The sequence below is a fragment of the Vreelandella songnenensis genome (assembly GCF_003002925.1).
GTDB classification, from domain to species: Bacteria; Pseudomonadota; Gammaproteobacteria; order Pseudomonadales; family Halomonadaceae; genus Vreelandella; species Vreelandella songnenensis.
The window spans coordinates 1-13,820 of the sequence record NZ_PVTK01000007.1; the positions used below are offsets into that span (position 1 = coordinate 1).

At 57.0% G+C, this 13,820-nt stretch carries 10 protein-coding genes and 1 rRNA gene; 4 read left to right on the forward strand and 7 right to left on the reverse strand.

The window, feature by feature from the left end:
- The 7 genes from B0H98_RS11795 to B0H98_RS11825 form a co-directional block, all read right to left on the reverse strand.
- Positions 1-84, reverse strand: a 16S ribosomal RNA gene (locus B0H98_RS11795); the annotation flags it as partial.
- 268 nt (positions 85-352) lie between these two features.
- Entirely contained in the window at positions 353-1,351 is a 999-nt protein-coding gene (locus tag B0H98_RS11800) for an adenosine deaminase (protein ID WP_106375270.1), read from the reverse strand.
- 30 nt (positions 1,352-1,381) lie between these two features.
- Entirely contained in the window at positions 1,382-3,103 is a 1,722-nt protein-coding gene (gene cydC / locus B0H98_RS11805) for a thiol reductant ABC exporter subunit CydC (protein WP_106375271.1), read from the reverse strand.
- Positions 3,093-4,757 carry a thiol reductant ABC exporter subunit CydD gene (gene cydD, locus B0H98_RS11810; RefSeq protein WP_106375272.1) on the reverse strand — a complete coding sequence of 555 codons (1,665 nt, stop codon included), beginning with the start codon at positions 4,755-4,757 and terminating at the stop codon, positions 3,093-3,095. The genes cydC and cydD overlap by 11 nt, the downstream gene beginning before the upstream one ends.
- 15 nt (positions 4,758-4,772) lie before the next feature.
- On the reverse strand, positions 4,773-5,774 hold the full coding sequence (gene cydB / locus B0H98_RS11815; protein WP_106375273.1) for a cytochrome d ubiquinol oxidase subunit II: 1,002 nt from the start codon (positions 5,772-5,774) through the stop codon (positions 4,773-4,775).
- Positions 5,775-5,776: 2 nt separating this feature from the next.
- Entirely contained in the window at positions 5,777-7,192 is a 1,416-nt protein-coding gene (locus tag B0H98_RS11820; protein WP_106375274.1) for a cytochrome ubiquinol oxidase subunit I, read from the reverse strand.
- Between the two features lie 204 nt (positions 7,193-7,396).
- On the reverse strand, positions 7,397-8,371 hold the full coding sequence (locus B0H98_RS11825; protein WP_106375275.1) for a calcium/sodium antiporter: 975 nt from the start codon (positions 8,369-8,371) through the stop codon (positions 7,397-7,399).
- Positions 8,372-8,558: 187 nt separating this feature from the next.
- Here B0H98_RS11825 and B0H98_RS11830 point away from each other — a divergent pair, with 187 nt between their 5' ends.
- The 4 genes from B0H98_RS11830 (at position 8,559) to B0H98_RS11845 (ending at position 13,745) form a co-directional block, all read left to right on the forward strand.
- The gene (locus B0H98_RS11830; RefSeq protein WP_106375276.1) at positions 8,559-9,899 is read left to right on the forward strand and encodes a paraquat-inducible protein A; all 1,341 of its coding nucleotides are present in this window, start codon (positions 8,559-8,561) and stop codon (positions 9,897-9,899) included.
- Entirely contained in the window at positions 9,899-11,572 is a 1,674-nt protein-coding gene (pqiB, locus tag B0H98_RS11835) for an intermembrane transport protein PqiB (protein ID WP_106375277.1), read from the forward strand. The genes B0H98_RS11830 and pqiB overlap by 1 nt, the downstream gene beginning before the upstream one ends.
- Positions 11,573-11,585: 13 nt before the next feature.
- Positions 11,586-12,185 (forward strand): PqiC family protein, encoded by a 600-nt coding sequence (locus tag B0H98_RS11840; RefSeq protein ID WP_106375278.1) that lies wholly within the window; start codon positions 11,586-11,588, stop codon positions 12,183-12,185.
- A 303-nt stretch (positions 12,186-12,488) separates the two neighbouring features.
- Complete coding sequence (locus B0H98_RS11845; RefSeq protein WP_106375279.1) at positions 12,489-13,745, forward strand: DEAD/DEAH box helicase; 1,257 nt, start codon at positions 12,489-12,491, stop codon at positions 13,743-13,745.
- The last annotated feature ends 75 nt before the right edge of the window (positions 13,746-13,820 follow it).

Genomic DNA, 13,820 nt, shown 5'->3' on the forward strand with positions numbered 1-13,820 from the left:
AAGCTAGACCTGTTACCGCTCGACTTGCATGTGTTAAGCCTGCCGCCAGCGTTCAATCTGAGCCATGATCAAACTCTTCAGTTTAAAATCATTGTGATCCTTACGTGTTATCCGAAGACAACAAAAGCGGATCAAACTTGGCTCAAGGTTCAAACGAATATACTGTGATACTCCGAAGAGTATCGCTGTGTTCGTCTGCCTTGATATTTGGTGACTTGTCACCCTCATCGGCAAACGCCCACATGAATTACCTGATCAAATTGTTAAAGAGCTACCGAAGGGCGCTGCCCGTTCGATGTGGGGCGTATTCTACCCAATTTCCCCGGTGGGTCAACCACTTTTTGCGTTTCTTTCAAGATGCCAGTACATCCAGGCGCGCCAGCAGGTCTTCACGCCGCGACTTGGGTACGAAAGCTTCAGTAATCGCATTGCGGTTGAGCGCTATGAACGCATCTTCATCCCAGCCAAAGGCCTTTTCACAGGCCAGGTGATTTGCAAGCAGCCCACCGCCGAAATAGGCTGGGTCATCCGAGCTGATGGTGATATTCAGGCCCTTGTCCAGCAGCGCGGGCAACGGATGGCCGTTTAACTCATCCACTACCTTCAAGCTGACGTTAGAGAGCGGGCATACGGTAAGTACCGTTTGCTGTTCATAAAGCCGCTCAACCACCTCATCACTTTCCAGACAACGAATACCGTGATCGATACGGCACACATCCAGCAGGTCCAGTGCTTCCAGGATATAAGAAGCGGGCCCCTCCTCTCCTGCGTGGGCTACTCGCGCCAGACCGATCTCTTTCGCGCGGTTGAACACCTTGACGAATTTAGCCGGCGGATGATCGCGTTCGGCGCTATCCAGACCAATGGCGTCCAACTGATCCCAATAAGGCGCCGCCTGCTCAAGCACATCCAGCGCTTCTTCGGCCGGACGGTCGCGTAGAAAGGCCATGATCATTCCCACGCTTAAATCCAGCGAGCGCTCGGCTTCCTGCTTGGCACGCAACAGTCCGGACATGATTACATCCAGCGTGATGCCTCGCTGGATGTGCGCCTGAGGGTCAAAGTGCATATCAATGTGCACCACTCCCTCAGTGCTTGCGCGCTTGAAGTAATCCATGGCCAGATCAAAAAAGTCCTGCTCATGGCAGAGCACGCTCATGCCCTGAAAATAGAGATTCAAAAAGCCCTGCAAATCATCAAACTGATAAGCCGCCTTGGCCTCATCAACGGATGCGTAAGGCAGCTTGATCCCATTACGCTCAGCCAGGGCGAACATGAGTTCGGGTTCGAGCGAGCCTTCAATATGCAAATGAAGCTCAGCCTTGGGAAGGCTACGTAAAAAATCCTGCATACTTATCCTTAGCGCTTACTATCAAGCGCGTTAACGTCCTGGACCTAACTTACCACCGCTCAGGTGCCAGTGATGTTTTACCTGTTGCATTAATAAACGTGAACCATGATGCACAAAAAATATGGCCGTTCGTCCTTCGAGCCAGTCTGAAAGCGCCCTGGCGACGTGCTCAGCCGTCGCATGGTCGATAGCCGCAAACGGCTCGTCCAGAATGACGATTGATGGATCCATCAAAAGCAGCCTGGCGAGCGCAACGCGGCGAGCCTGCCCGCCCGAAAGCTGCTGACCGCGCTCGCCAACAGGCGTTTTTAACTGCGCGGGCAGTGTTCTGGCCCAATCATCGAGCGCCACAGCCTCCAGCACTTTCCACAGGGATGCGTCGCTCGCCTCGGCATTGCCGAGGCGCAGGTTATCCTCAAGCGATGCATCAAACAAATCTACCTGCTGGGTGAGCAGTACAATACGCCGGGAACGCTGCGTTTCCTTAATGGCCCAAGGCTCGCATCCGCCTATCTCTACCTCACCTTGAGACGCTTTCAGCCGCCCAGTCAGCAGTGCGGCAAGCGTACTTTTACCTGCACCTGAATGCCCGGTGATAACGGCCTGTTCACCACAGCCCAGCTCAAAGGTAACGTCGTCGAGCGCTGGCTGAGCGCTTGAGGGGTAACGGTGAATAACCCCTCGCATCACAACGTCAAGCTCATGGGCTGGCAGCTTCTGCTCTTTGGCGGGCGTATCCACCGCCAGCGCATTCAAACGCTCAGCAGCGGCCACGCTACTGCCCAGACGAGCAAACGCGGCTGGTAGCTGCACAAAGACTTCATTGATACCCAGAATAATCAACAGCAGCATAACCAGAATGGGGCCAGCCAGCGTACCGTCAGCCACCAAGGCACCGCCAAACCAAAACACCAACAGCAGTAGAAGCCCGGTTATAACGCCAATAACGCTATTGCCCATTGCCGTATGCCGGCCCAGGCGGCGCTGGTTATCCAGCGCGGCATTTTCGTGATCGGCTACCTGCTGACGATGCCAAGCAGCACTCTGATAAGCAATCAGTTCAGCGGTTGCCTGCAACTGATCGATCACCAGGCGGCGCAAGCCTTCCTGATACGCTATCTGACGATGGCTTTGGGCAAAGCAGAGGCGCGCCATACCGTAGGTAAGACCCACCCAGAGCACGAACAGCACACTCCCAAGCCATAGCGCCATACCAGGAAGCCAAATAGCCGCAAAAAGACTTACCCCGACAATCACCAGCAAACTGACCAAAGGCGGCATCAACAGGCGCAGATACAGGTTGTCGAGAGCATCGATATCGGCAGTTAAGCGCCCGAGCCAATCGCTCATGCGATGGCGGCGTAGCGCCGCTTCATCCATCCGGGTCAATCTGCCGAACACTCGATAGCGCAGATCCGCCAAGAGACGAAGCACGGTATCATGGTTGTAGAGGCGCTCTATATAACGCGCCACCGTTCGCAGAAGGGCAAAAAACCGTATCCCGCCGCCGGGCACGTAGACATCAAGACTTGAAGGCAGCCCGAAAAGCATGGCAATGCCGGCCAGAGCGCAAGCGGTAATGAACCACCCCGAAAGCCCAAGCAGCGACAGGCCTGCGGCAAGGGTAAGCCAGACGAGTAGTGCGCCCACTAAAAAACGCGGCCAGCGCCTGGTCATCAGCGCCACCCAAGGAAGAAGCGCCTGGCGCGTCTGGGCCATCATCGATAAACGTGAGGGCACGCTATGCTTCATAAGCCACCTCCTCTAGCAGTCCTTCGCGTACGCGAAGGTGGCGCCTGGCAGCGCTGATGGCCATCGGATGATGTGTGGCCATGACCAGCGTACGCCCTTCCCCTGCCCAATTGAGCAGCGCCTGGATGACCATCTCTTCGGTATCGTTGTCCAGACTGGCGGTAGGTTCATCTAGCAGTATCAGACTGGCATCACTTAAATAGATACGCGCCAGCGCCAAACGCTGGGCTTGCCCACCGGATAAACCAAGCCCGCGCTCACCGATCAATGTATCCAGTCCATCAGGCAACTGCGAAAGCAGCTCGCCGAGCCCGGCCTTGCTCAATGCAGCGAGCATTGCCGTCTTGTCGACGGTTGGATCAGCTAGCCGCAGGTTGTCCGCCAAGGAGCCATGCAGCAAAGCCGGCTGCTGGTCCAGCCACGCATAGTGCGGGGCAGTCAGTTCCAGCTCGCCTTGCGAGGGGCTCAAAAACCCGGCGAGCAGCGCCAGAAGCGTAGACTTTCCACTACCGGAAGGCCCGCTGATCGCGATGACATCGCCCTGATTGACCGTCAAATTCACCGGCCCCAGCACTCGGCCACGGCCCGGATACTCAACATATATGCCTTCCAAATAGGCAATATGGCGTCCGGAAGCAGGCGTTGGAACTGAACTGCGCTGAATGCTCGATTCATTGAGCACCGTGACCAGACTTTCAGCCGCCCCCAGGGCTGTTGCACGGTCGTGATAATGCTGCGAGAGCGTTCTTAACGGCTGGAAAAACTCCGGCGCGAGAAGCAGCACCGCCAGGCCTGAAAAGAGGGTCAGCGAAGTCGAAGGGCCATAGTCGATATACCCAAGCAGCCCAAAGCCAACGTACATGGCCACCACCGCGATGGCCACCGAGGCGAAAAACTCAAGCACCGCAGAAGAGAGAAAGGCCAAACGCAGAGTGCGCATGCTCAGGCGCCGGTAGTCGTCCGTTGCCCACCACACGTCGCGATGAGCGCTTTGAGTGCGGCCAAACAGCTGAAGTGTGGTCATTCCCCGTACACGATCTAGAAAGTGTGCAGAAAGTCGAGCCACGGCGGCAAACTGCTCGCGATTGACGCGTTCAGCCCCCATGCCTACCAGCGCCATGAACAAGGGGATGATGGGCGCTGAAATCAGCAGAAAGATGGCGACAAGATAATCAAGCCGGGCCACTACGCATAAGATCACTAGCGGCAAAAACACCGTGATGCGAAGTTGGGTATAGAAGCGCGCAAAATAGCCGTCCAGCGCTTCGATGTTTTCGACCGCCTGGGTAGCCAAGCCACCACTTTGGCGATAAGCCAGCCAGACTGGCCCCAGCACCCAGAATTTGTCGAGCATCTGGCGGCGGGCATATTGGCGAATACGCAGACTCGCCTCCAGGCTGACCACCTCCTGCCCCCACTGGCACGCGCCACGCCCCAGCACACAAAACGCAAGCACGGCCAAACCACTGACAAGTTGATGCGGCGTCTGCTGGTGAACCACTAGCTGATCCACCAGCCACGCCACGCCTACTACGATGATAACCGTCTGAAGCCCGGCCAAAACGCCAAGAAAAGCGGCGAGATTCAATCTGCGCCGCTCTAGGTTTGCCAGCATTTTCAACCAGGAGCGCGCGGTTAACGGCTGCTCCATCATGTTAACGCCCCAGGTTTAGTGATAGCCCTCACCCACGCGCACCTTGCCGCGGAAAACCCAGTAGGTCCAAGCGGTATACATAAGGATAACGGGAATGACAAACAGCACGCCAATCAGCAGAAAAAGCTGTGATTCCGGCGCCGAGGCTGCATCCCACAGGGTATAGTTGGGAGGCACGATCATTGGCCATTGGCTCACTATCAACCCAAGGTAGGTAAATACATAGATGCCGATAGTCGCGATAAAGGGATAGCTTTCACGGCGTTGCTTGACGGACCGGAAGACCAGAAACGCAAACAGAAGCGCCATCGCCGGGAAGATCCAGATAAGGCGAAGATGGCCGAACCAGCGCTCCCAGACCACCTGATTCACGAAAGGTGTCCAGATGCTGACGATGGCAAACACCACCAGTACAGCTATCAATAAAGGAGGGGTAATCTTGTACGCCCAATCCTGTACATGACCTTCGGATTTCAGAATCAGCCAGGTAGAGCCCAACAGCGCGTAGCCTGCCATCAACCCTAGACCGGTTACGACGGTAAACGGTGTCAACCAGTCGAAAGCGCCCCCGGTATACACAAAGTCTTCGGTTTGAAAGCCTTGAATGTAAGCACCGACTACAACCCCTTGGGCAAACGCTGCAACGGCAGATCCCCAACTGAAAGCGCGGTTCCACCAGTGGCGGTTGCGCCGAGACTTGAAGCGAAATTCAAACGCCACTCCACGGAAAATAAGCCCGGCCAGCATCAGGAAGACCCCGATATAGAGTGCCGGCAAAAAGATCGAATAAACCAGCGGAAAGGCTGCCAGAAGGCCCGCGCCTCCCAGCACCAGCCAGGTTTCGTTGCCATCCCACACGGGGGCTACGGAGTTCATCATGACATCCCGGGCGTCCTCATCCGGGGCGAAAGGAAAAAGAATGCCCAGCCCCAGATCGAAGCCATCCATCAGCACGTACATGATGACGCCGAAACCAATGATCCCTGCCCAAATAATCGATAGATCAAACATTTCCATGATTAGCTCCTCACCGGATCAACGTCATCATCAAACGGAGTATGGGCAGCCGATAGCGGGCGTTTGGGCCGGTCGGCGTCATGATCAGCCGACGCCTGAGCCTGCTCGGGCAGCATGCCATTACGCACCACACGGGTCAGATAGTAGATACCGGCGTAGAACACCACGGCATATACCAGCATGTAACCAATCAGGGTAAATAGCGCCATCCATCCGGTCAGCGAAGGTGTTAGACCTTCAGCATGAGTCATCATCCCGTATACCAGCCAGGGCGCTCGGCCAGACTCGGTCACGATCCAGCCCGCGAGAACGGCAATGAAAGGTAAGGAGATCATGCCCACCAGGGTCTTGAGGAACACCGGACTTTCGTAGATGCGCCCTCCACGCCGCAGTATCAGGCCAGCAAACGACGTGGCGATCATCAAGAGGCCAAGACCCACCATGACGCGGAAAGCCCAGAACACCAGAATGACCGGTGGCTGCTCTTCCGGTGGCGCCTCGCTGATCCCGGGAATTTCGCCGTCAAGCGAGTGCGTCAGAATAAGGCTTGCCAGATTGGGAATACCAATGGCAAAGCGGTTTTCCTGAGCCTCTTGATCCGGCCAGGCAAACAGCAGCAGCGGCACATTGGTAGAGGTTTCCCAATGCCCTTCCATGGCGGCCACCTTGGTCGGCTGATGTTCGAGCGTATTCAAGCCGTGGTAATCACCCACCACCGCTTGAAGAGGCGTCAAAAAGAGCAACAGCCACAGGCACATCGAGAGCGCCCGACGATTGGCTTGCGGATCGCGCCCGCGTAGCAGAAACCATGCGCTCACTCCAGCCACGACAAACCCGCCGGTAATGAACGAAGCAAGGGCCATATGCGCGAAGCGGTAGGGGAAAGAAGGATTGAAGATCGCCTCGCGCCAGGAAATGACGTGGAAGCGGTTATCAATGAGTTCAACGCCTGCCGGTGTATGCATCCAGCTGTTGGCCGACAATATCCAGAATGCGGAGATGAAAGTACCAATTGCCACCATGGTGGCGGCCAGGAGATGAATCCCCTGGGGCACTTTTCCACGCCCAAACAGCAATATGCCCAGGAAAGCGGCTTCAAGGAAAAATGCGGTTACCACTTCATAGCTGAGCATCGGGCCTATGAAGTTGGAAGCCGCCAGCGAGAAGTTGCTCCAGTTGGTACCAAACTGGAACGACATCACGATCCCCGAAACTACCCCCATTCCGAACACGACGGCAAACACCTTGGTCCAGAATAGCGCCAGGCGATCCCAGGCCGGATTTTGCGTCTTGAAAAAGAGCCCCTGCAGCAGTGCGATATAGGATGCCAATCCAATCGTAAAGACGGGGAAGATAGTATGAAAGCAGACAACAAACGCGAATTGGATTCGCGATAGTAATAAGGGATCGAGTTCCATTACACGCTCCTAGGCCTGAATTGATGCCCCAGTCATGGTTAATACAAGCTTAGTCGCGCCGCATGGGCACCGCATTCTAGTTATAAGCACTAAGCTTATTCTTTACCTATAGTGTCATCTTACTCACTCGCCTATCACTATACACCGGCCTATTTTTCCCAAAACGTGTCTCTTTGACGCACATCAAATAACGCTGACAATTTACTAGGATAAAACCACAATACTGACCATGTAGCAGGTGTAGGCAATAAACAGGGTAAAAAGCACGCCGCCTTCCAGGCGATTGATTCGACGCGGCCGACCGCGCCAGGAAAAGGCGAACAGGATCATCAATAGCGTCATGCAGGTCATGATGCTCCAGTCACGCACCAGCACTTCTCGCCCGGCATCGATGGGCGCAATGACCCCGGCAAGGCCGACTACAGCTAAGCTGTTAAACAGATTCGAACCCACCACGTTGCCCAGCACCATATCGTGCTCATTGCGACGCAGCGCACTGATGGATGACGCAAGCTCGGGAAGCGAAGTGCCCACTGCAACCACCGTGAGCCCGATGATCAGATCGCTGACCCCGAAACGCTGAGCGATTTCAACCGCGCCCCACACCAGCAAGCGCGAACTTGCCACCAGCAGCACCAGACCAATGAGTGTCCACATGATAGCCTTGCCGCGCGACATGGGCTTGCTGTCCAGCGAACCCGCCACATCGTCAATCAGAGGATCGTTCGACTGCTTTTTCGAGCGCACAATACTGACGATGATAAATACGGCCAGCGCGACCAGCAAAATGGCCGCTTCCCAGCGTGATACCCACCCATCCCACAGCATGGCGCCGGTAACCAGTGTCACCAGGATCAGTAGAGGCATCTCTTTACGAATCACGCTCGAGTGCACCGCCAAAGGTGCCATTAATGCCACAAAGCCCAGCACCAGACCGATATTGGCAATATTGGAACCGTAGGCATTGCCTACCGCCAGGCCCGGATTGCCCTGCAATGCCGCAAGCACGGACACCATCATTTCCGGTGCGGAGGTACCAAAGCCGATCACCAGCATACCGATCAGCAACGGGGAAAGACCAAGCCAGCGTGAGGTTGCCGCGGCGCCATCAATAAACTTCTCGGCGCTCCAGATCAGCAGTACCAGCCCTATCACCACGCCTACCAGGGGAAGCAACATTTCATTTCCTTATTGAAAGAATATTAGGCACTATCGCGGCTGCATCCTTGACCAACCGGATGCATCGGTCAAGCACTGGTATAGACTAGTATCAAAGTATCAAATAATTGACAGTCAAACTGACCACTTTCTATTAGTGTCACTTTAAACCCGAGTGAGAGGGTCGCATTTGCCCGACTACCGTTTAATGAAACGCCCAACACTCCCGGTCAACACCCCTTTGGTGGATTGCTCGCCTCCCGAGGTCCGCTCGCAACGCAGGCGGTTGCGGGCATGCCATGAGTGTGACTGGATATCGGCCCTGCCGCCACTGGCGTCAGGCGAAAAGGCGAGCTGTCCGCGCTGCGCACACGTACTGGTCAAGCGCCACCGCTACCCTGCTCAGCGCAGTATGGCCTTGGCGGTCTCGGCACTGATCGCCCTGCTGGTAGCCATCTCGTTTCCGTTTGTCAGCTTCAGCGTCAGCGGCGTGGGCAACCGCATAGAGCTTGCGCAGACGGCGACCACCCTGATTGCGTTTCACCAGCCGATTGTCGGCATTATCGTCATCATGACGATTGCCGTACTGCCCGCGGTTTATCTGCTCAGCGTGATCTGGCTGCAGTTTGGCCTGCTAAGTGGCAAGCCGCTTTCGTTCAGCCGGGACATTGCCCGGTCGCTTGCGCACCTGACGCCCTGGATGATGGCCGACGTGTTCATTATTGGAGCACTGGTCAGCCTGATAAAAATCGCCGGTATGGCCGACATTACACTTGGCGTATCGTTTTGGGGATTTTGCGTATTTGCCATTCTGTTGCTCATGACCACTCAGTCTATCGATGCCGACTGGATGTGGTTCTCACTGGAAGGCGAGCCGCTGGCGCCGGAAGGTACGCAAACGGGAGCAACCGCTGCCAGCCAGCACTTGACTGGCTGCCCCACCTGCGGGTTGATCAACGCCTTGGCTCCGGGCCAGAAATCGCGCTGTGTACGCTGCCACGAAAAACTTCACCCTCGTCTGCCGCACAGCCTTCAGCGTACCTGGGCACTGCTCGGGGCTGCGACCATCATGTACATACCGGCCAATGTCTATCCGATCATGACCACAACAAGCCTTGGCCACAGCGGCTCATCAACGATTATTGGCGGTGTGGTCGAACTGATGCAAATGGGCTCCTGGCCGGTAGCCGCCGTTATTTTCATCGCCAGCGTTATCGTGCCGGTAGGCAAGTTGCTGGCGCTCTCCTGGCTGTGCATTGCCGTACAGCGCAGCGACCGGCCCAATACAATTAGCCGGACCAAGCTTTACCGCGTTACCGAGTTCATCGGCCGCTGGTCGATGGTCGATGTCTTCGTGGTCGCCATTCTGGTGGCATTGATTCGCGCCGGCGCCTTGATGTCCATTACCCCCGGCCCGGCGGCACTTGCGTTTGGTTCGGTCGTGGTCCTTACCATGCTGGCGGCCATGACCTTTGACCCACGCCTGATATGGGATGCTCCGAAACCCTCTTCAACCGCCTCTACTCATAGCCACCCAGGGAGTCATTAATGGGTAACGAAACCCCTACTGTCAGCGAGCAGGACCCGGACCTCAACAAGGCCAGGCCATCACGCCAGACCCGGCTTTCGCCTATCTGGATCGTACCCATTGTGGCCATCATCATCGGGCTATGGCTGGTGTATGACAACTACACCAGCCGTGGCACGGTGATCACCCTGACCATGAACAACGCCGAAGGTATCGAAGCTGGCAATACGCTGATCAGAAGCCGTAACGTGGAAATCGGCCTGGTTCAGAACGTGCAGCTTTCCGACGACCTGAGCCATGCCGTAATCACCGCGCGTATCCAGCCTCAGGCGGACTCCATGCTGCGCGAAGATAGCCGTTTCTGGGTGGTCAAGCCGCGTATTGGCCGCGAAGGCATCAGTGGTCTCGGCACCGTGCTGTCAGGCGCCTACATTCAACTTGAACCAGGAAACTCAGAACAGCAGCGGCGTGAATTTCCGGTCAGCGATGTACCACCAGTGGCCACGGCGGGGATGGCCGGGCTCAACATCAGCCTGATCAGCCAGCTGGGCAATTCACTGCGCGTAGGTGACCCGGTCTCCTACCAGGGCTACACCGTAGGGCGGGTTGAAGAAACCAGCTTTGATCCCGAGTCACGCACCATGCACCACCAGGTCTTTATCGAGGAGCCCTACGCCCAGCTGGTCACCGACAGCACCCGCTTCTGGACCTCGAGCGGCGTCGACTTTCGCCTCGACGCCAACGGTTTTCGAGTCAATGTAGAATCCTTTGAAGCGCTTCTGGGCGGCGGCGTCACGTTTGGCGTGCCGGAAGACCTACCCATGGGAAGACCGGTAGAAACCGGTGCGCTTTTCAATCTTTACGCCGATGAAGACGATGCTCGCGAAGGTACCTTTAACCGTTATCTCGAGTATGTGCTGCTGGTCGACGATACGGTGCGGGGCTTATCGCGGGGCGCGCCCGTCGAGTTTCGCGGCGTGCGTATGGGTACCGTGGCCGCGGTGCCCTGGAACTTTACCGCACCGCAGCCTGATTCACGCTCACGCTTTGCCATTCCCGTACTGATCCGTATCGAGCCGCAACGCATGGGCATCGAAAATAGCGATATCGATCTAGAAGAGTGGGATGCGCGCTTCAAACGCATGTTTGCTCTCGGTCTTCGCGCCTCGCTCAAGAACGGCAGCCTGCTGACCGGCGCGCTCTTTGTAGACCTCAACTTCCAGCGTGACGTCGAAGAGGAGTACATTGCCGAAACCTTCTCCGAGCGCACGGTATTCCCCACCGTGGCCGGCGGCTTTGCTCAGATACAGGCACAGGTAACGGATCTGCTGGATAAGCTCAACGCATTGGAAGTGGAGCCCTTGCTGGCCGGACTGGATCGCAATCTGCAAGCCTCTGAAGGCGTCTTGAACGAAGTTCGCGAGGTAAGCACCTCACTCAATCAGCTGCTGAGCGACCCCGAAACCCAAGCTGTGGGCGGCAATCTCAACGCTACGCTTGAAGAGCTGCGCACGACGCTGCAAGGCGTTTCGCCGTCGTCACCGGCCTACCAGGATCTGACCTCAGCGATCGAACGCCTGGATCGACTGATGCGGGATCTTCAACCGCTGACCCGTACGCTGAACGAGAACCCGCGGGCGCTGTTGTTCGATAACCTGGATACCCAAGACCCCATACCGCGTGCACCGCGCTAGAAAGGATGACGCCATGCGCTTGTTAGCTCTGAAAATTGCTGCTCTGCTCAGCCTGTGTATTGTGCTTTCTGCCTGCGCAAGCAGCGTGACGCCGCCCGCGCGCTACATGCTGCCCGACAGCCAGCTGGTCAATACGCCAAGCATCCCCCAGGGTACGCTGCAGGTGCGCGCCCCCAGGCTCGCCCACTATCTGGATGTCGATGGCATTGTCATGCAGCTTGACGATATTACCCTCAACGAAGCGCGTGAGCATCAGTGGGCCGAAAGCCTGGGGCGTCAGCTGGCACGCAGCCTGCGCGGGCAGCTATCGCGTGAGCTTCCTGACATTCGCGTAGTGCGAGAAGACGGTGGGCAATCTCAGGCGCTTACGCTACGTCTGGATATCGACCAGTTCCAGGGCCGCCATGATGGCCTGGCCGTCACCAGCGGCCAGTGGCAACTGCGCGCCGCCAATGATGAGCTTCTCGCCATGGAAAGCTTTTCAGCCCAGACTCCTCTGGACAATGACGGCTACCCGGCCCTGGTACGTGCGCTAAGTGCCAGCTGGGACAAGGTAGCCCAGCAGATTGCCGATCAGGTGCGAAAGGGTAATTACTTTACTGCCCGCCCATGAATCTACAGCGCAACGTGCGCAATCATTCGTGATGAGAATGCCCGCGAAGTAACATCTTCATGTTACACTGCGGGCATATCTTGAGTGCCGATATTGCGTTGTACCCACTACCCAATGCCCGCCTCTTCCATACTGGCCATACCAACTCATGGCCCTTGATGGCTAATCAACGATCATCGCGGCCCAGTGAATTATCTGGCAAACTTCGCTGCGCGGCGGTCATTACCCTCGCCTTTTGTAAAAATTACGCCTAATGCAACGCTTTAATAAAGCGCTTGCCCTGTAGGCGATTGCGGAGAACGCATGAGCTTTTCTGAACTTGGTTTGCACGACGATTTACTACGCGCGGTGACGGCGCAAGGCTACACCCAGCCTACCCCTATTCAATTGAAGGCCATTCCGGTCGTACTGGAAGGCCGCGATCTGCTGGCAAGTGCCCAGACCGGCACGGGCAAGACCGCAGGTTTCACCCTTCCCATGCTGCAGCGGCTTTCCGGCGGCAAGCGTCCGGCAAAGCGTCAGGTGCGCGCTCTGGTACTGACCCCCACGCGCGAACTTGCCGCTCAGGTCGGTGAAAGCGTCTCCACCTACGGTCAGCACCTGGCCTTGCGCTCTCACATCATTTTTGGTGGCGTGGGCCAGCAGCCCCAGGTGGATGCGCTCAAAGCGGGCCTGGACGTACTGATTGCCACACCTGGACGCCTGCTGGATCTTCAGCAGCAGGGCCATGTGGATCTTTCCGCCGTGGAAATCCTGGTCCTGGACGAAGCCGACCGCATGCTGGACATGGGCTTTATCCACGATATCAAGCGCGTATTGCGCCTGGTGCCGAAGCAGCGCCAGAACCTGCTGTTTTCCGCTACTTTCTCGAACGAGATCCAGGCGCTGGCGCAGCAGCTGCTCGATAACCCGGCGCTGATTGAAGTCGCCCCGCGCAACACCACCGCGGAGAAGATCGAACAGGCCGTCTACCGCGTTGACCGCGAAAAGAAACGCGAGCTGCTGGCGCATCTTATCCAGCGCCACGGCTGGTTCCAGGTGCTGGTGTTTACGCGCACCAAGCACGGCGCCAACCGGCTGGCCGAACAGCTTTCCAAGCAGGACATTCCTGCCATGGCGATTCATGGCAACAAGAGCCAGGGCGCACGCACGCGGGCGCTGGGCGCGTTCAAGAGCGGAGACCTGCAGGTGCTGGTAGCCACCGATATCGCCGCGCGCGGGCTGGATATCAGCGAACTTCCCCACGTGGTCAACTTTGACCTGCCCAATGTGGCAGAAGACTACGTGCACCGTATCGGACGCACCGGCCGCGCCGGCAGCAACGGTGAAGCGGTGTCGCTGGTCTGTGTGGATGAGCACGGCCTGCTTGGTAATATCGAACGGCTGATCAAGCAGAACCTGCCCAAGCATATCGAGCCGGGCTTCGAGCCTGATCCCAGTATCAAGCCAGAGCCTATCGAGAATGGTCGCCGTCAGCAGCGCCAGCCTCAGGCTCGTCGCAAACCCGCAAGCGATGCAGCTAAACCCAGCGGTGAACGCCGCCGCCGCGCGCGCCGCTAGCCCGCTGGCAAGGAATATGCGATGGTTACCTCCCTTCGCATATTCCGATGCCTCAAAGACTACATTTTCAGGGAG